Genomic DNA, 17,159 nt, shown 5'->3' on the forward strand with positions numbered 1-17,159 from the left:
CAGACGACAGAGCCGCTGCTGTGGCAGCGGCTCTTTGATCACTGGCTGTGTCATGTGGGACGGGCCGCAACAAGGATGCGGCCCGATAGGCCTGCAAAGCGCATTAGTCGGCTTTGGCGGCCTCGGGGTAGCCGATCTGCCCCAGCGCCTTGCGGATTTCGTCCAGAACGGCGGGATCGTCGATGGTGGCCGGGGTCTTGAACTCTTCTCCATCGGCGATCTTGGCCATGGTGGCGCGCAGGATCTTGCCCGAGCGGGTCTTGGGCAGTCGATCCACGACGCAGGCCGATTTGAACGCCGCCACAGGACCGATCCGGTCGCGTACCAACTGGACCACTTCGCGCACCACCTGGTCATGCGAGGTCGTTATCCCGGCCTTGAGGCAGAGGAATCCGACCGGAGACTGGCCCTTGAGGCTGTCCGCGACCCCGATTACCGCACATTCCGCAACGGCGGAGTGGCTGGCCAGAACCTCTTCCATTGCGCCGGTGGACAGGCGGTGGCCGGCGACGTTGATCACGTCATCGGTGCGGGCCATGATGTAAAGATAGCCGTCCTCATCTATATAGCCCGCGTCCCCAGTTTCATAATAGCCGGGAAAGTGGTCGAGGTAGGATTTGCGGAACCGCTCTTCGGCGTTCCACAGCGTCGGCAGCGTGCCGGGAGGCAGGGGCAGCTTGATCGCAATGGCTCCAAGCGTGCCTGCGGGTACCGGGTGGCCTGCCTCATCCAGCACCTGCACGTCATAACCGGGCATCGGCACCGAAGGGCTGCCCGGTTTGATCGGCAAGGTCTCGATCCCCATCGGGTTCGCGGCGATGGCCCAGCCGGTTTCGGTCTGCCACCAGTGGTCGATCACCGGTACGCCCAGATGCTCCTGCGCCCATTGCACCGTATCGGGATCGGCGCGTTCACCGGCAAGGAACAACGCCTGCAGATCGTGCAGCTTATAGCGACGGATCCAGTCGCCGTTCGGGTCCTCGCGGCGGATGGCGCGCAGCGCGGTCGGCGCGGTGAAAAAGCTTTTAATGCGAAGGTTCTGGATGGTGCGCCAGAAGACGCCGGGATGCGGGGTGCCGACCGGCTTGCCCTCGAATACGACGGTGGTGGCACCCGCGATCAGCGGGCCGTAGCAGATATAGCTGTGGCCAACTACCCAGCCGACATCCGAGGCGGCCCAGAAACGGTCTCCGGCCTCGATGTTATAGATATTTGTCATCGACCATTGCAGCGCGACCAGATGGCCGGCGGTGTGGCGCACGACGCCCTTGGGCTGGCCAGTCGTGCCCGAGGTGTAAAGGATATAGGCGGGGTGGTTACCCTCGACCGGGACACAGTCGGCGGGTTTCACGCCATATTGAAAGCCGTGCCAGGAAAAGTCGCGGCCTTCGACCAGCCTGGCAACCTCTTGTTCGCGCTGGAAGATCACGCAGAACTCGGGCTTGTGGCTGGACATGTCGATGGCGGCGTCAAGCAGTGGCTTGTAGTGAACGACCCGGTTTGGTTCGAGCCCGCAAGAGGCCGCTATGATCGCCTTGGGCTGACAATCGTCGATGCGTACCGCCAATTCATTGGCCGCAAAGCCGCCAAAGACCACCGAGTGGACGGCACCCAGGCGGGCGCAGGCCAGCATCGCCTCGATCGCTTCGGGGATCATCGGCATATAGATGATGACGCGATCGCCCTTTTCGACGCCACGCATACGCAGCGCGCCGGCCAGTGAGGCAACGCGGTCGCGTAACTGACGGTAGGTGATCCCCTTGGTGGTCAGGGTGATCGGGCTTTCATGCCAGATGGCGATCTGGTCGCCGCGCCCCGCCAGGACATGGCGGTCCACCGCATTCCAGCAGGTGTTCACCAGCCCGTCCGAGAACCATTCGTAGATCGGGGCCTTGTCGTCAAAAAGCGCCTTTGAGGGTTTTTGCTTCCAGTCGATGGCCTCGGCGGCCTGCATCCAGAACCCCTCAGGATCGGCCTGCCACGCGGAATATATCTCGCGGTATCCCATGAAAACAACTCTCCTCCCCGAATGGATGGGTGGAGTTACGCGTGAGGTGGGGAGGGGCGCAAGGATGTTAACGCCCACAGCCCGCTATGCGACAGAAACTTGTGCGATCTGTCGCCAAAGCGGGGAAAATAATTTTGCAAAGAAAAATGAGTTTGCAGTGTGATGCAAACTCTGCCGCCTTTTGCAAAATGAAGCAGGGCAAGGGGTGGGCTGCGGTAGAATCACCGCAGCCCCATGGCTTAGCGATAGTGATCGACCGGCGTGCCGGCGATCGCGCTCATATTCAAAAGGCCGCGGGTGGTGATCGAGGGCGTGACGATATGGGCGCGGTTGCCCATACCCATCAGGATCGGCCCGACCTCAAGCCCGTTGGCCTTGAGCTTCAGCGCGTTGCGCACGCCCGATGCCGCATCGGTGCCCGAAAAGACCAGCGTATTTGCCGCCCCTTCCAGGATCGAGCGCGGCAACAGCCGCTCGCGGATTGATGGATCCAGCGCCGAGTCGACGTGCATTTCACCGTCAAAGATGAAGTCCACGCCGCGCGAGTGCAGGATCTCCATCGCGGCGCGCATCTTGACGCCGGTTTCGTTGTCGAGGTTGCCGAATTGCGAATGGCTGCACAGCGCGACCTTGGGCGTGACGCCAAAGCGGCGCACGTGGCGGGCGGCACCGATAGCGGCCTCGGCCACCTGTTCGGGCGTGGGGTTATGATGGACCTGAGTGTCGGCGATAAAGAGCGGCCCGTCCTCAAGGATCATCAGCGACAGCGCGCCATGCGGGCACAGCCCGTCCCGGGCGAGCACCTGGCTGACGTAATTCAGGTGCCAGCTATATTGGCCGAAAGTGCCGCAGATCAGGCTGTCAGCCTCGCCCCGGTGCACCATGACCGCGCCGATGGCGGTGGTATTGGTGCGCATGATCGCGCGGGCGATGTCGGGGGTGACACCGCGCCGGGCCATCAGATCGTGATAGGTGCCCCAATAGTCGCGATAACGGGGGTCGTTCTCGGGGTTCACGATCTCAAAGTCGCGGCCGGGGCGGATCGGCAGGCCGGCGCGTTCGGCGCGCATGGCGATCACCTCGGGACGGCCGATCAGGATCGGGGCGTCGGTGGTTTCCTCCAGCATCGCATTGGCGGCGCGCAGCACCCGTTCATCCTCGCCCTCGGCAAAGACGATGCGGCGCTTGGCGGTTGCAGCGGCCTCAAAGACCGGGCGCATGATCATCGCCGAGCGGAAGACCGAGCCGTCAAGCTTGCGTTTGTAGACGGCGATATTGTCAAGCGGACGGGTGGCGACGCCGGTCTCCATCGCCGCCTTGGCGACAGCGGATGAGACCACGCCGATCAGACGTGGGTCAAAGGGTTTCGGGATCAGATAATCCGCACCAAAGGTCAGCGTTTCGCCCCGATAGGCCATGGCTGCTTCGGCACTGGTGGTGGCGCGGGCAAGCGCGGCGATCCCTTCGATACAGGCAAGCTGCATCTCGTCGTTGATCGTGGTCGCGCCGACGTCCAGCGCACCCCGAAAGATAAAGGGAAAGCACAGAACGTTGTTGACCTGGTTGGGATAATCGCTGCGGCCCGTGGCGATGATCGCATCCGGGGCGACGGCGCGGGCATCCTCGGGCAGGATCTCGGGTGTCGGGTTCGCCAGCGCAAAGATGATTGGACGCTTGGCCATTTTGGCGACCATTTCAGGTTTCAGGACACCGGGACCGGAAAGGCCAAGGAACAGGTCCGCGCCATCGATCACCTGATCGAGCGTGCGCAGATCGGATTTCTGCGCATATTCGGCCTTTTGCGGCGTCATTTCCTCGGTCCGGCCCTCATAGACGAGGCCGGCGATATCGCAGAGCCAGACGTTCTCGCGCTTGACGCCCAGTTTCAGCAGCATGTTCAGGCAGGCAATGCCTGCTGCGCCACCGCCGGTCGAGACGACCTTGATATCCTGAAACCGCTTGCCGGCGATATGCAGCGCATTGGTCGCCGCCGCGCCGACCACGATGGCGGTGCCGTGCTGGTCGTCGTGAAAGACCGGGATGTTCATCCGCTCGCGGCACAGTTTCTCGACGATAAAACAGTCGGGGGCCTTGATATCCTCAAGGTTGATGGCGCCGAAGGTCGGTTCAAGCGCGCAGACGATATCGGCCAGCTTTTCGGGGTCCGATTCGTTCACCTCGATATCGAAACAGTCGATATTGGCGAATTTCTTGAACAGGACCGCCTTACCCTCCATCACGGGTTTTGAGGCCAGCGCACCGATATTGCCCAGCCCCAGCACGGCCGTACCGTTCGAGACAACGGCGACCAGATTGCCGCGCGAGGTATAGCGGGCAGCGGTGGCAGGATCGGCCTTGATTTCTAGGCAGGCTTCCGCCACGCCGGGCGAATAGGCGCGGCTAAGGTCGCGGCCGTTGGCAAGGGGCTTGGTTGCGCGCACCTCCAGCTTACCTGGGCGCGGAAATTCGTGATAATCCAATGCCGCCTGCCTGGCGTTGTCCTGCCTGCGTTCTTCCATGGCCAGACCCTCTCCTCTCAAGATGGTTCAGCGTTAAACTATTTCTTCGCCGGGGAACAGGGGGCATTGCGAGCCGGGGGCGGGACTGCGCCGCTCTTGCATCGTGGGGGGCGGGCGCGCAAACTCATTATCCGGGAAAAGGGCAGGGAAAGGTGGACCATGGCGCTTTTGGATGCGGCTCGTGATGTGCGCGAAAGGGCCTATGCGCCCTATTCCAATTTCAAGGTCGGCGCGGCGGTTCGCGGTGCCTCGGGCAGGGTCTATGCCGGCTGTAATGTTGAGAATGTCGCTTACCCCGAGGGCACCTGCGCCGAGGCCGGGGCTATCGCTGCGATGATCGCAGCGGGCGAGACCGAGATTGTCGAGGTTGCGGTTATCGCCGACTCGCAGGGGCCGGTGCCGCCTTGTGGCGGCTGCCGACAGAAGCTTGCCGAATTCGGGCGTCCCGAAACCCCGGTGCTGCTGGCGACCATCCGAGGGACCGAGCTTGCCACCACGATCGGCGAGCTGCTGCCCGGTCGCTTTGGTATCAGTCATATGTCGGGTACGGAATGACCCCCGAGGCCTCGCGCCATGATCCGCGTCCGGTGATTGCTGCCGTCCGCGATGGGCATGGGCTGGATGCGGCGGGTGCGGGGCTGATCGCGCGCGGGCTGGCCGATGGCTCGGTCAGTGACGCCCAGGCGGCCGCGTTTGCCATGGCGGTGCTGCTGCGCGGGCTGGATAAGGGCGGTCGCGTGGCGCTGACCCGGGCGATGCGTGATTCCGGTCATGTCATGCGATGGGATCTGCCGGGGCCGGTGGTGGACAAGCATTCGACCGGAGGGATTGGCGATACGGTCAGCCTGATCCTTGCCCCTTTGGTTGCCAGCTGCGGGGGCTATGTGCCGATGATCTCGGGGCGCGGGCTTGGCCATACCGGCGGCACGCTGGATAAGCTTGAGGCCATACCGGGTTTCCGCACCGCGCTGTCTGAGAAAGAGTTTCGCCGCGTCACCGCCGGGGCCGGCTGCGCAATTGTTGCCGCGGGGCCTGAACTTGCCCCCGCCGATGCGCGGCTTTACGCGATCCGCGATGAAAGCGCGACGGTCGGTTCGGTGGATCTGATCACCGCGTCGATCCTGTCAAAGAAACTGGCGGCGGGGCTTGATGCGCTGATCTTGGATGTCAAACAGGGCAGTGGTGCCTTTCTGCGCAACCCCGAGGCGGCGCAGGACCTGGCGCGTGCGCTGGTCGATACGGCCAAGGGCGCAGGTTGCCGCGCCCGCGCCTATGTCACCGACATGGATCAGCCGCTGGCCCGCGCCGCCGGCAATGCGTTGGAACTGCGCGAGGCGATCGTAGCCCTGACCGGTGGGCAAGGTGCGTTGCGGGATCTGTCGCTGGCGCTGTCCTCGGCCTGCCTTGATCTGGCAGGGCTATCCGATGGCACATTGCAGGCGCTGGAAAGTGGCGCTGCGGCTGAACGTTTCGCCCGCATGGTTGCCGCGCAGGGTGGCCCGACCGACCTGCTGGAACATCCCGACCGCTATCTGCCACCTGCGCCGGTGGTGCGTGCCGTGCCCGGTCGCGGTCGGGTTGCCGCCATAGATACCGAGGCGCTTGGCCATGCCGTTGTCGCTTTGGGCGGCGGGCGGCTGCGTGCCGGTGACCGGATTGACCCGCGGGTAGGGCTTGCAGAACTGCTCCGCATCGGCGAGATGGCGGATGAGGGGCGCCCGCTGGCGCTGGTCCATGCCGCAACAGAGGCGGCGGCCGAGGCGGCGGTTGCCTCAGTCGCGGCTGCCTATCTGCTGGGCGATGGGCCGGAACCGGGTCCCCTGATCCGCAGCGAGGTGACATGACCGACAGACGCGCTGTCCTGATCGTGATGGATTCGGTGGGCATCGGCGGTGCCCCGGATGCGGCTGCCTATTTCAATGACGGGCTGCCCGATACCGGCGCGAATACGCTGGCCCATATCGCCCAGACGCGGCCGCTGCATCTGCCTCATCTGGACGCGCTGGGGCTTGGTGCCGCGATCCGCCTGGCAAGCGGGGCCGAGGCCCCCGGTCTTGACGCGGTCCCGCAGGGGCTTTGGGGGGCCGCAACCGAGGTTTCGCGCGGCAAGGACACCCCCTCGGGTCATTGGGAGATTGCGGGCGTTCCCGTGCCTTGGGACTGGCACTATTTCCCGGATACCCACCCGTCCTTTCCAGCCGATCTGACCGCGAATATCGCCCGTGCCGCCGGCACCGATGGCATTCTTGGCAACGAACACGCCTCGGGGACCGAGATCATCGCCCGCCTTGGCGCCGAGCATCTGCGCACAGGCCGGCCAATCTGCTATACCTCGGCCGATAGTGTGTTGCAGATCGCTGCGCATGAAGAGCACTTTGGCCTCGACCGACTTTATCGGCTCTGCGAAGCGGTGGCGGCCATGGTCCATCCGATGCGCGTCGGGCGGGTCATCGCCCGGCCGTTTCTTGGGGCTGAGGGCAGTTTTACCCGCACTCCGAACCGCCGCGATTATGCCATCGCTCCGCCGGCGCCGACACTGCTTGACCTCGCGCACGAGGCCGGTCGCATTACCCATGCCATCGGCAAGATCGGCGATATCTTCTCGCATCGCGGCATCTCGCATCTGCACAAGGGGCGCTCGGACGCCGACCTTGCCGATCATCTGCTGCGGCTTGCTGATGAGGCCGCGCCGGGCAGCCTGATCTTTGCCAATTTCGTCGAGTTTGACAGCCTTTATGGCCACCGTCGCGATGTCGAGGGCTATGCAGAGGCGCTGGAATGGTTTGATGGCGTTGCCGGGGCGCTGATGGCCCGGCTGCGTCCGGGGGATCTGGCGATTTTTACTGCCGACCACGGCAATGACCCGACCTGGCACGGCACCGACCACACCCGCGAGCGTGTGCCGGTCTTGGGCTGGGGCTATGGTGCGCGCGCGATCGGGCAGGTGGGTTTTGCCGATATTGCCGCCTCGGTTGCCGCCCATCTCGGCCTGCCGCCCGCCGGTCCGGGGAGATCGTTTCTATGAAATCGCTGAAAAAGGTCGAACTGCATCTGCATCTGGAAGGCGCGGCACCTCCAGCCTTTATCCGCGCGCTAGCCGCTGAAAAACATCAGGATATCGGTCACATCTTTGATGAGCGGGGTGCCTATTCCTATAACGGATTCAATGAGTTTCTTCGTGTATATGAGGCTGCGACCTCGGTTTTGACTGCGCCGCGCGACTATGCCCGGCTCGTGACCGAAGTGCTTGGCAATTGCGCCGAAGAGGGCGCGATCTATGCCGAAGTTTTCGTCTCGCCCGAGTTCTGCGGTGGGGCGGATCTGACGGCATGGCGCGACTACCTCGCCGCCATGGAAGAGGCAGCCGCCGAGGCGGAGCGCAGCGGCATCACCAGTCGCGCCATCCTGACCTGCATCCGCCATTTCGGCCCCGAGCGCGCCAGGAAAACCGCGATCTGCGCGGCCGAGACTTCGGGTAGCTGGGTCACAGGATTTGGCATCGGCGGGGCCGAGAGCGCGGGTGAGCTAAGCGACTTCGCCTGGGCCTTCGATTGCGCGCGCGAGGCGGGGCTGGGCCTGACCGCACATGCTGGCGAATGGCGGGGACCCGGGTCCGTCCGCGACGCGCTTGCCCTTGGTGTCACCCGCATTGGCCATGGTATCCGCGCCATTGAGGATGCCGCGCTGCTTAGCGATATTGCCGCGCGCGGTGTGACGCTGGAGGTCTGCCCCGGCTCGAATATTGCGCTGGGGATAGTGCCCGGCTGGCCCGCCCATCCTATCGCGCGGCTGGCCGATGCTGGCGTGCGCGTCACCGTCTCGACCGACGATCCGCCCTTTTTCCATACCACATTGTCGCAGGAATATCAGCGGCTTGCCGATGCTTTCGGTTGGGCCGAGGCCGAGTTTGGCCAGATGAACCTTTGGGCCGTCGAGGCGGCCTTCTGTGACGAGACCACCCGAACCCGCCTGCGAAAGGACCTCACATGACCCAAGCGCATCTGACCATCGTCGATCACCCGCTGGTGCAGCACAAGCTGACGCTTATGCGGGACAAAGGCACCTCGACAGCCGGTTTCCGCCGTCTTCTGCGCGAAATCAGCCTGTTGCTCGCCTATGAGATCACGCGTGAGCTTGAGATGACCACGGTGCGCATCCAGACCCCGCTGTGCGAGATGGAGGCCCCGACGCTTGAGGGCAAAAAGCTGGCGCTGATTTCGATCCTGCGGGCCGGGAACGGGCTGCTTGACGGTATCCTTGAGCTGATCCCGGCCGCCCGCGTCGGTTTCATCGGGCTTTACCGCGATCCCGAGACGCTGCAACCGGTGCAATACTATTCGAAAATCCCGAATGAACTGGACGCACGTATGACCATCGTGGTCGATCCGATGCTGGCCACCGGCAACTCATCGGTTGCGGCTATTGATCTGCTTAAGGCGGCGGGTGCGCGTAACCTGCGCTTTCTGTGCCTGCTTGCCTCTCCCGAAGGGGTCGCACGGATGCGCGAGGCCCATCCCGACGTGCCGATTGTGACGGCAGCCCTTGATGAGCGGCTGGATGATCACGGTTATATCGTCCCGGGTCTGGGGGATGCCGGAGACCGGATGTTCGGCACGAAATAAATCCGGATTAACGGGTTCTTCAGGGGTTCTGGCCTATTCCCGGATCGGATGAACGATTCGGGGATGGGATGATGCGGGTGATCCTGTGGCTCTTGCTGGTGCTGTTGCCGGGGCTGGCGTGGGCACGGGCCCTTTATCCGGCGGAAGAGCCGCCGCCGGGCTTCCCGGCCCAGCAATATATCGACAGCCGGGGCTGCGTCTTTGTCCACGCCGAAACAGGCGGATGGCAGGCGCGTCTTGCGCGCGACGGCTCGCCGATCTGCGGCTATCCCCCGACGCTTTCTGCCCGGGGGCTGGACGGCGCGCCCAGGTTGCGGGCGCTTGATCCGAATGCCGGCCGCAGCCGCGCGGAGCTGGTGGCAGAGGCGCTGACCCGGCAGGTCATTCCCAATCTGCAACCCGGTGAGCTGGCCGGCGACCCAAGGCCGCTTGAGCCGTTGCCCGACCGTGGACCTGAGCCTGCCTCATCTGTCCCGGTCGATGCACTGCGTGCTGCGTTGGTGGCGGCTCCGGGTGTGCGTCAAAGCATGGCCGGCGCTCTGCGCCCGAACCTCAGACTGTGCGAGTTGCTGGGCTATGATGGCAAACCGGGCGAGGCGCAGCTTGACGACCCTACCCGTGGCTATTGCCCCGGCCTGTCCGAAGTGGAGCTGTCGCGGCTCAGCTTGACCCGCCCAATTGGCAGCGGTGCGCAAACGGCTTCTGCCGCCAGCAGCCCCAAATCCGACGCCTCGCCTCCGCAGGTTGCGCGGGTCGGGCACGGCCCCAAGGTTTCCGGGGCGAGGCCAACCGCCAGAAGCCCGTTGCCTGCGGCCAAGACACCCGTGCGGCCGTCCAGGATTCAAGCGACCCCGCCGCCGATGTCGCCCAAGGTTGGTCTGATCCCCGCAGGTGCGCGTTATGTGCAGGTCGGTACCTTTGCCCGGCCCGAAAATGCCGAACGTGCGATCAGACGTGTTGCCGGAATGGGTTATCCGGTCCTGCGCGGCAGGGATCAAATGGGCAGGCGCGAGGTCGAATACCTGATCGCTGGTCCTTTTCCTGATCGCGAAGGTATCGTCCGTGCGCTTGACCGGATTCGCAAGGCAGGGTTCCGCGATGCCTTCCCGCGCTGATAGGGTGGTGGGTAGGCGAAATACCATCACGCAATCAAGGCGTGGCCTGGGCCACCATCAGGTTCGCAGTGTCACCAGCCTGTTTCCTGTTGCGCAACGGCTACTGATCGCAGATTTCCTGCAGTGCGATCCATTCCCGGTCGCTCAGAACCGGGCGGGGCTCGGCGGTGCGGAAGGGGTCGGCCTCGATCAGGCCGAGAACTGCTTCGCCGGTTGGATCCAACGAGCGGGCATAGGGTTCGCTCGAAATTCCGGCACGGGTGAAATAGGCCAGCAGTGGCTCATCTTCGGGGCGCGGAACGGGGTCGGCCAACAGCTTTTCACCATAGCCCGCCAGGGATTTTGCCGACAGATTGCCAGCAGTCAGCAGATGAAAGGTTGCGCGGGGCCCGGCATAGCGCAGGGCTGCCAGCATCGGGTCGTTCTGCACCGCCATCGCCTGGGCCGCAAGAATATGACCGGCCGCGACCTCGGGGGTAACCTGATCTTCGATCAGATCTTCGCCGATGACGATGATCTCTCCGGGCAGACGGATCACGCCCTTCAGGGTCGTCGGCAGTACGACGATCTGCGCATCCGGCCCGATCAGCCGCATGGCCAGTTTTTGGCGCACCATATCGCCCGCCGGGCGCGAACAGGCGCTGCCGGTGGTCTTGGCGATCTCGGCCAGCACCATACGTCCGATCTCGGCCCGCTGCGCAGGCGGGGCGATGTCCGCGGCGTGGCGCACCAGCGCCGGCGGCACCCAAAAGGCCGCGAGCAGCGCCATGATCGCAGCCGCCCCCAGCATCAGCCCGCCACGCAGACGGCCGGGGTGGGGCTTGTTTGCCTCGATCACATGATGGACCTTGGAGATAGCCGAGATCATCAGCTCGTCGTCGATCTCAAGCTCTTCATAGGGTTCGGCCCCGCCCGGCCCATAACACGCGGGCAGCTTGCCGGGGTTAAGCCGGGTGACGGCAGGCAGCGACCAATGCGCAAGCGGCATTTCAGAGCGCGGATCGGACAGGATCAGCGTGGCGTCGCCGAAAGACACGATCACATCCCGCGCCTGCGAGCGGGGCGTCTCACGCCAGAGTCCTGCGGCTTCCAGCCGCTGATATTGGTTCAGCGCCGTCATTTCCGCGCCATCGGCTCCTGCTGTCCTGTCCCGACCATAAGCCAAGCCGGGTGCCGGTCAACTCTGCCCGCCATCACGATATTTCGCGCTGCCGGGGCGCTGGAAGACGGCCGGCGCGGCAGGGATAACCGCAATATTGCGCCCCTGTTCGCACGACCCGGCATCCGCTCGCAAGAGCCCTTGCCGCGCGAAGCCCACCTCAGCGGCAAGGGATTGCTTGGCAAGGGAAAAATGGTCCCATATCGGCCCTGCTGCAGCAGGGTGCGGGCGAACAGGGGCGGCAATCCCGGATCAGACCGTTTCGGGCACCGTCATGCCACGTTCGCGTGCCAGTTCGCGGATGCGCTTTTGCAGCTTTTCAAAGGCTCGGACCTCGATCTGGCGGATACGCTCGCGCGAGACATCGTAGCGAGTGGACAGATCCTCAAGCGTCATCGGATCGTCGCGCAGGCGCCGCTCGATAAGGATGTCTTTTTCGCGGTCGTTCAGCACGTCCATGGCCGCGACAAGGATCTCGCGACGCGCCGAAAGCTCATCCGCCTCGGCGAAGGCTTCGGCCTGATCTGCATCCTCATCTTCAAGCCAGTCCTGCCACTGAGCAGTAGAATCGCCGTCACCCGACCCGACCGTAGCGTTCAGCGACGCATCGCTGCCCGACATGCGGCGGTTCATGTCGATGACGTCCTGCTCGGTCACGTTCAGATCATGCGCGATCTGGGCGACGTTTTCGGGGCGCAGATCGCCCTCTTCCAACGCGCCAAGCCGGGATTTGGCTTTGCGCAGGTTGAAAAACAGCTTCTTTTGCGCCGAGGTGGTGCCCATTTTGACCAGCGACCACGAGCGCAGGATGTATTCCTGAATCGAGGCGCGGATCCACCACATCGCATAGGTTGCCAGACGGAAACCCTTTTCAGGGTCGAACCGCTTGACCGCCTGCATCAGCCCGACGTTCGCCTCGGATATGACCTCGGCCTGCGGCAGGCCATAACCGCGATAGCCCATGGCGATCTTGGCGGCGAGGCGCAGGTGGCTGGTCACCAGCTTTTGCGCCGCCTCGGCGTCCTGATGATCGACCCATGCCTTGGCGAGCATGTATTCTTCGTCCGGATGCAGAAGCGGAAACTTGCGGATCTCCTGCAAGTAGCGGTTCAGGCCCTGTTCAGGGCTGGGTGCCGGAAGGTTCTGATAGTTCGCCATCTGAGAATTCCCTGTCCCGCCCACCGGCGGGTAATTGTGAACGCTATCAGCGCGGGCCGGGTTCCATTATCCGGACGCTTCGCGCAGTTTTGCCAGCAATCCGGCCATGTCGGGCGGCAGCGGGCTGGTAAAGGTCAGCGTCTCGCCGCTGACCGGATGTTCAAAGCCCAGCTCGGCGGCGTGCAGCGCCTGGCGGGAAAAGGCGGCGACCGCCGCTGCGGCATCTGTTCCCAGAGCCCGGGCCGAGGCCCGCCTGTTCCCACCATAGACCGGGTCGCCGACAAGGCCCAATCCCGCATGGGCCATATGCACGCGGATTTGATGGGTCCGGCCCGTTTCCAGCCAGCATTCGACCAGCATGGCGGTGGGGGGCGTGCCGAATGTTTCAAGCACCTTTGCGCGGGTCACAGCATGACGGCCGCTGTGAAAGCTGACGGCCTGACGCTGCCGGTCGGTCGGGTGGCGGCCGATCATGGTCGCAATCCGCAGCACGCCGCCCGCTTCAAAGCTGACGCTAGGCAGGCCACGGAGTCGCGGATCGGCCGGGTCGATCATGCCATGGGCGATGGCGATATAACGTCGCCGTGCGGTGTGATCGGCAAATTGCCGGGCAAGCCCCTGATGCGCGCGGTCGGTTTTTGCCACGACCAGAAGGCCCGAGGTCTCTTTGTCGATGCGGTGCACGATGCCTGGACGGGCGGTCCCTCCGATACCCGACAGGCTGCCTGCGCAATGGGCAAGCAGCGCATTGACCAGCGTGCCCGAAGGCGCACCGGGCGCGGGGTGGACCACCATGCCGGCGGGTTTGTCGACGACGATCAGGTCCTCATCCTCATGGGCGACGGACAGGGGGATCGCCTCGGGCTGGGCGTCCAGCGGCTCGGGCTCGTTGATGCGGATAAGATAATCCCCGGTTTCCGCCCGCGCCTTGCCATCCGCCACCGGGCCAGATGGTCCGGTGACTGCGCCATCGGCGATCAGCTTTGCCAGGCGCGAGCGCGACAGAGCCGCCTGCTCTGGTGCGGCCAGCGCAAGCGCCTTATCAAGGCGTTCGGACAGCCCTTCGGGAATGGTGATGAGGATTTCTGCCATGACACGGGATGATAGGCCGGATGCGGGGCCAGAGGAAGCGTTGCCGATGCTGCGCTGGCTGCGCCTTCTGGTGACTGCGCTGGCGGTGGTGATGGGGGTGGGCGTGCTGGTGATCGCCGCGCTGCTGTGGCTGCGTCTGTCGCAACCGCTGCTGCCTGAACTGCCCGAACAGATTACCCTGCCTGCAGGCGCGCAACCCGCCGCTGTCACCTTTGCCCGCGATTGGCTGGTGGTGGTGACCCAAGCGGGCGAGGTGCTGCTTTATGACAAGCAGGGCAGGCTGCGCGGACAGGTTCAGCCCTGATCGCTGCCCGTGTTCAGCGGGCCGGCCGGATTGACCGAGGTCACACCCTTGCCCTCCAGCGCGTCAAGGCGGGCACGCAGTTCGGCATTCTCGGTCCGGGCCTTGATCGCCATTTCGCGCACCGCTTCGAATTCTTCGCGGGTGACGAAATCGCGATCGGCCAGCCAGCGATCAATCCAGCCGTTAAAGGCAGTCTGGGCCTCGTCCTTGGCGCCCTGGGCCACGCCCATGGCGTTGGTCATCAATTTCGAGAGATCGTCGAGAAAGCGGTTGTTTGCAGTCATGGCGGGCCTTTCGGTTCAGCGAGACCTTCTATATGGCCCCGCTTGCCGGCCTGTTCAATTGCCCGCGCCCCTTCCTGCGCCGGCGAGTTCCAGATGGCCGGTTGACACCGCGGTCCCCCCGCGTAGCCTGCGCCCGCGCCAGATGAGGAGCCCATGATCCCCTTTCCCCGCATTTCGCCCGAGATCTTTACCGTCGACATTTTCGGGTGGGAGCTCTCGTTGCGCTGGTATGCGCTGGCCTATCTGGTCGGGCTGCTGATCGGCTGGCGCATTATCGTTGCACTGATGCGCCGCCCGCGTCTTTGGGGCGGTGGTGCGCCCATGCGCCCCGAACAGGTCGAAGAGTTGCTGACATGGGTGATCGTCGGCGTGGTCCTGGGCGGGCGGCTGGGCTTTGTGCTGTTCTACCAGCCGGCCTATTACCTGGCCAATCCTTCGCAGATTCCGGTGATCTGGCAGGGCGGTATGTCCTTTCACGGCGGTTTTCTGGGTGTGGTTATCGCGGCGTGGTGGTTCTGCCGCCGCCACGGCATAGCGCCGATGCGGCTTGCGGATGCGTTGTCGGTTGCGACGCCCATTGGGCTGGGCCTTGGGCGGGTGGCGAACTTCATCAACGCCGAGCTTTGGGGGCGTCCGACCGACGCGCCGTGGGGGGTGATTTTCCCCGGGGTCGAGGCGCAGACCTGCCCCGGCATCACCGGCCCCTGTGCCCGTCACCCCAGCCAGCTGTATGAGGCGGGTCTTGAGGGCGTGCTTTTGGCTATCGCGCTGTTTTTGCTTGTCCGTGCCGGTGGGCTGCGCCGGCCGGGGCAGGCGCTGGGACTGTTTCTGGCCGGCTATGGCCTGTCGCGTTTCGTGGTCGAGTTCTTTCGTCAGGCTGATGCCCATTTCATCACCCCGGACAATCCGTTGGGCCATGTGCTGGGCGGGCCGGTCTGGGGCGTGACCATGGGCCAGCTTCTGTCGTTGCCGATGGTGCTGATCGGCCTTGCTTTCCTGATCCGGGCGCGCATGAGACCGCCTGTGGCCCAGACCGTCGCATGACGGCGTTGGCCCGCCTGATCGCTGGGCGCATCCGGCTGTCGGGGCCAATGCGGCTGGACGAATATATGCAGCTTTGCCTGCTGCATCCTGAACATGGCTATTACGCCACCCGCGATCCCTTTGGCAGCGCGGGCGATTTCATCACCGCACCCGAGATCAGCCAGATGTTTGGCGAGATGATCGGCCTTGCGCTGGCGCAAACCTGGCTTGATCAGGGCAGTCCTGCGCCATTTACGCTGGCCGAGATCGGGCCGGGCCGGGGTACGCTGATGGCCGATATCCTGCGCGCCATCCGCATCGTACCCGGCATGGCCGAGGCGGCGCGGGTCACGCTGGTTGAGGCGTCTCCCCATCTGCGGCGGGTCCAGCGCGAACGTCTGGGCGAGGCCACGCATCTTGATCAGGTCGCGCAACTGCCCGAGGGGCCGCTGTTTCTGATCGCCAACGAGTTTTTCGACGCCCTGCCGATCCGCCAGTTTCAGCGTCGCGCGCAGGATTGGGCTGAACGTATGGTTGCCTTGACGCCCGAGGGCGATCTGCATTTCGCCCTTGCCCCGGCGGATGAGGCTATTGCTGCGACGCTGCCTCTGGTTCCCGAGGGCACGGTGATCGAGCGTTGCCCCGAGGCCGCGCCGATTGCTGCGCAGATCGCCGGACGTATCGCCGGGCATGGTGGCTGCGCGATTTTTATCGACTACGGCAACTGGCGGGGGCAGGGCGACACCCTGCAGGCTTTGCGCCGCCATCAGCCCGAGGACCCGCTGGCCAGTCCCGGCGATGCCGATCTGACCGCGCATGTCGATTTCGCACCCCTTGCTGCCGCTGCGCATGGTGCGGGGGCACGGGTCTCTCGCATGGGGGCACAGGGTGCGTGGCTGCGGCATCTGGGGATCGAGGCGCGCGCGCAGCGTCTGGCCCAGGCCGGGGACGCAGGCGCGATGGCCGCGCTTCATCGCTTGACCGCGCCCGGCGAAATGGGTCACCTGTTCAAGGTGCTGGCCATCTGGGCTCGCCATGCGCCCGTGCCTCCTGGATTCGAGCCCCTGGACAAAGATGCACACGACGCTTGAAATACTGACCCATCCGCTGCTGACTTCGGCGCGGCACGGCTTTTTCACCCGGCGCGGCGGCGCCTCTTCGGGGGTGTTTTCGGGGCTGAACTGTGGTTACGGCTCGGGCGATCAGGCCGAGATCGTGACCATCAACCGCGGCCGGGTTGCCGAGGCGATGGGTGTCCCTGCGGGCAGGCTGGCGACCGTGCATCAGGTCCATTCCCCCGATGTCGTGGTGCTGCGTGACGGCGACGATCCGGCAGAGATCGCCAAGATCCGAGCCGACGGTATCGTGACCAACCAGCCCGGCGTGGCGCTGGCGGTGCTGACCGCCGATTGCCAGCCGATCCTGCTGGCGGATCCCGAGGCCGGGGTGATCGGCGCGGTGCACGCCGGCTGGCGCGGGGCGCTGTCAGGGGTGATCGAATCGACAGTGGGGGCAATGAACGACCTTGGCGCGCGCCATATCCGCGCGGTGGTCGGTCCATCGATCAGTCAGCGCGCCTATGAGGTGGGTGAGGATTTCATGGATGAATTCCTTGCCGAAGATCCGGGATACCACCGCTTTTTCGCTGGGGGGGCAAACGGACGGCCGATGTTTGATCTGCCGTCCTTTGGTCTGATGCGACTGCGCGAGGCCGGGGTTGAGGCTGAATGGACGGGCCATTGCACCTATTCCGATCCCGAGCGGTTCTATTCCTACCGCCGCAGCACCCATCGGAATGAGGCCGATTACGGCCGGCTGATCTCGGCCATCGCACTGTAACGCGGGTATTTTCTGGTCATATCGGTTGTCTCATCT

The 17,159-nt window shown here is 64.5% G+C and carries 16 protein-coding genes; 10 read left to right on the top strand and 6 right to left on the bottom strand.

Annotation, left to right across the window (positions count from 1 at the left end; translation table 11 throughout):
- Nucleotides 1-103: 103 nt before the first annotated feature.
- Complete coding sequence (locus F8A10_RS02665) at nucleotides 104-2,008, bottom strand: propionyl-CoA synthetase (protein ID WP_152366627.1); 1,905 nt, start codon at nucleotides 2,006-2,008, stop codon at nucleotides 104-106.
- 239 nt (nucleotides 2,009-2,247) lie between these two features.
- Nucleotides 2,248-4,527, bottom strand: coding sequence for an NADP-dependent malic enzyme (locus tag F8A10_RS02670; protein ID WP_010392880.1), 2,280 nt, complete (start codon nucleotides 4,525-4,527; stop codon nucleotides 2,248-2,250).
- Between the two features lie 159 nt (nucleotides 4,528-4,686).
- On the opposite strand from F8A10_RS02670, the gene F8A10_RS02675 reads away from it, so the two are divergent.
- The 6 genes from F8A10_RS02675 to F8A10_RS02700 all read left to right on the top strand — a co-directional run bounded on the left by F8A10_RS02675 (nucleotide 4,687) and on the right by F8A10_RS02700 (nucleotide 10,264).
- Nucleotides 4,687-5,082, top strand: coding sequence for a cytidine deaminase (locus tag F8A10_RS02675; protein WP_085501268.1), 396 nt, complete (start codon nucleotides 4,687-4,689; stop codon nucleotides 5,080-5,082).
- Nucleotides 5,079-6,371, top strand: a complete 1,293-nt coding sequence (locus F8A10_RS02680; protein WP_152366628.1) for a thymidine phosphorylase — start codon at nucleotides 5,079-5,081, stop codon at nucleotides 6,369-6,371. The genes F8A10_RS02675 and F8A10_RS02680 overlap by 4 nt, the downstream gene beginning before the upstream one ends.
- Entirely contained in the window at nucleotides 6,368-7,552 is a 1,185-nt protein-coding gene (locus F8A10_RS02685; RefSeq protein WP_085501266.1) for a phosphopentomutase, read from the top strand. The genes F8A10_RS02680 and F8A10_RS02685 overlap by 4 nt, the downstream gene beginning before the upstream one ends.
- Nucleotides 7,549-8,517, top strand: a complete 969-nt coding sequence (locus tag F8A10_RS02690; RefSeq protein ID WP_010392874.1) for an adenosine deaminase — start codon at nucleotides 7,549-7,551, stop codon at nucleotides 8,515-8,517. The genes F8A10_RS02685 and F8A10_RS02690 overlap by 4 nt, the downstream gene beginning before the upstream one ends.
- Nucleotides 8,514-9,149 (top strand): uracil phosphoribosyltransferase, encoded by a 636-nt coding sequence (gene upp, locus F8A10_RS02695; protein WP_010392872.1) that lies wholly within the window; start codon nucleotides 8,514-8,516, stop codon nucleotides 9,147-9,149. The genes F8A10_RS02690 and upp overlap by 4 nt, the downstream gene beginning before the upstream one ends.
- A 68-nt stretch (nucleotides 9,150-9,217) precedes the next feature.
- The gene (locus F8A10_RS02700; RefSeq protein WP_152366629.1) at nucleotides 9,218-10,264 is read left to right on the top strand and encodes an SPOR domain-containing protein; all 1,047 of its coding nucleotides are present in this window, start codon (nucleotides 9,218-9,220) and stop codon (nucleotides 10,262-10,264) included.
- A 100-nt stretch (nucleotides 10,265-10,364) separates the two neighbouring features.
- On the opposite strand, the gene F8A10_RS02705 is transcribed toward F8A10_RS02700, so the two are convergent.
- The 3 genes from F8A10_RS02705 to F8A10_RS02715 form a co-directional block, all read right to left on the bottom strand.
- Nucleotides 10,365-11,384, bottom strand: a complete 1,020-nt coding sequence (locus F8A10_RS02705) for a hypothetical protein (RefSeq protein WP_152366630.1) — start codon at nucleotides 11,382-11,384, stop codon at nucleotides 10,365-10,367.
- Between the two features lie 291 nt (nucleotides 11,385-11,675).
- Nucleotides 11,676-12,581, bottom strand: coding sequence for an RNA polymerase sigma factor RpoH (gene rpoH / locus F8A10_RS02710; RefSeq protein WP_010392865.1), 906 nt, complete (start codon nucleotides 12,579-12,581; stop codon nucleotides 11,676-11,678).
- 66 nt (nucleotides 12,582-12,647) lie between these two features.
- Entirely contained in the window at nucleotides 12,648-13,673 is a 1,026-nt protein-coding gene (locus F8A10_RS02715; protein WP_152366631.1) for an RluA family pseudouridine synthase, read from the bottom strand.
- Between F8A10_RS02715 and F8A10_RS02720 the strand changes: the two genes are divergently transcribed.
- Entirely contained in the window at nucleotides 13,672-13,977 is a 306-nt protein-coding gene (locus F8A10_RS02720; RefSeq protein ID WP_040601659.1) for a DUF6476 family protein, read from the top strand. The two genes, F8A10_RS02715 and F8A10_RS02720, sit on opposite strands and share 2 nt — an antisense overlap.
- Here the strand turns inward: F8A10_RS02720 and F8A10_RS02725 are convergent.
- A complete protein-coding gene (locus tag F8A10_RS02725; protein ID WP_010392859.1) occupies nucleotides 13,968-14,261 on the bottom strand; it encodes an accessory factor UbiK family protein in 294 nt (97 codons plus the stop codon). The genes F8A10_RS02720 and F8A10_RS02725 overlap by 10 nt on opposite strands.
- Before the next feature lie 153 nt (nucleotides 14,262-14,414).
- On the opposite strand from F8A10_RS02725, the gene lgt reads away from it, so the two are divergent.
- From lgt to pgeF, 3 genes are read left to right on the top strand one after another with little or no spacing between them, the layout of a single operon-like run.
- Nucleotides 14,415-15,305, top strand: coding sequence for a prolipoprotein diacylglyceryl transferase (gene lgt, locus F8A10_RS02730; protein ID WP_010392857.1), 891 nt, complete (start codon nucleotides 14,415-14,417; stop codon nucleotides 15,303-15,305).
- The gene (locus F8A10_RS02735; RefSeq protein ID WP_085501260.1) at nucleotides 15,302-16,375 is read left to right on the top strand and encodes a class I SAM-dependent methyltransferase; all 1,074 of its coding nucleotides are present in this window, start codon (nucleotides 15,302-15,304) and stop codon (nucleotides 16,373-16,375) included. The genes lgt and F8A10_RS02735 overlap by 4 nt, the downstream gene beginning before the upstream one ends.
- Nucleotides 16,359-17,123: a peptidoglycan editing factor PgeF gene (gene pgeF, locus F8A10_RS02740; protein WP_010392850.1), complete on the top strand. Its 765-nt coding sequence runs from the start codon at nucleotides 16,359-16,361 to the stop codon at nucleotides 17,121-17,123. The genes F8A10_RS02735 and pgeF overlap by 17 nt, the downstream gene beginning before the upstream one ends.
- Nucleotides 17,124-17,159: the final 36 nt, after the last annotated feature.

It is taken from the genome of Paracoccus kondratievae, from assembly GCF_009301415.1.
Taxonomy (GTDB): Bacteria; Pseudomonadota; Alphaproteobacteria; order Rhodobacterales; family Rhodobacteraceae; genus Paracoccus; species Paracoccus kondratievae.

Excerpts from the sequence above, each read along its gene's own strand:
- F8A10_RS02720 (WP_040601659.1), top strand. The coding sequence starts at position 13,672 with ATGACACGGGATGATAGGCCGGATGCGGGGCCAGAGGAAGCGTTGCCG.
- F8A10_RS02690 (WP_010392874.1), top strand. The coding sequence starts at position 7,549 with ATGAAATCGCTGAAAAAGGTCGAACTGCATCTGCATCTGGAAGGCGCG.
- F8A10_RS02705 (WP_152366630.1), bottom strand. The coding sequence starts at position 11,384 with ATGACGGCGCTGAACCAATATCAGCGGCTGGAAGCCGCAGGACTCTGG.
- pgeF (WP_010392850.1), top strand. The coding sequence starts at position 16,359 with ATGCACACGACGCTTGAAATACTGACCCATCCGCTGCTGACTTCGGCG.
- F8A10_RS02670 (WP_010392880.1), bottom strand. The coding sequence starts at position 4,527 with ATGGAAGAACGCAGGCAGGACAACGCCAGGCAGGCGGCATTGGATTAT.
- F8A10_RS02680 (WP_152366628.1), top strand. The coding sequence starts at position 5,079 with ATGACCCCCGAGGCCTCGCGCCATGATCCGCGTCCGGTGATTGCTGCC.
- F8A10_RS02735 (WP_085501260.1), top strand. The coding sequence starts at position 15,302 with ATGACGGCGTTGGCCCGCCTGATCGCTGGGCGCATCCGGCTGTCGGGG.
- F8A10_RS02725 (WP_010392859.1), bottom strand. The coding sequence starts at position 14,261 with ATGACTGCAAACAACCGCTTTCTCGACGATCTCTCGAAATTGATGACC.
- rpoH (WP_010392865.1), bottom strand. The coding sequence starts at position 12,581 with ATGGCGAACTATCAGAACCTTCCGGCACCCAGCCCTGAACAGGGCCTG.
- F8A10_RS02700 (WP_152366629.1), top strand. The coding sequence starts at position 9,218 with ATGATGCGGGTGATCCTGTGGCTCTTGCTGGTGCTGTTGCCGGGGCTG.
- F8A10_RS02715 (WP_152366631.1), bottom strand. The coding sequence starts at position 13,673 with ATGGCAGAAATCCTCATCACCATTCCCGAAGGGCTGTCCGAACGCCTT.
- lgt (WP_010392857.1), top strand. The coding sequence starts at position 14,415 with ATGATCCCCTTTCCCCGCATTTCGCCCGAGATCTTTACCGTCGACATT.
- F8A10_RS02675 (WP_085501268.1), top strand. The coding sequence starts at position 4,687 with ATGGCGCTTTTGGATGCGGCTCGTGATGTGCGCGAAAGGGCCTATGCG.
- upp (WP_010392872.1), top strand. The coding sequence starts at position 8,514 with ATGACCCAAGCGCATCTGACCATCGTCGATCACCCGCTGGTGCAGCAC.
- F8A10_RS02685 (WP_085501266.1), top strand. The coding sequence starts at position 6,368 with ATGACCGACAGACGCGCTGTCCTGATCGTGATGGATTCGGTGGGCATC.
- F8A10_RS02665 (WP_152366627.1), bottom strand. The coding sequence starts at position 2,008 with ATGGGATACCGCGAGATATATTCCGCGTGGCAGGCCGATCCTGAGGGG.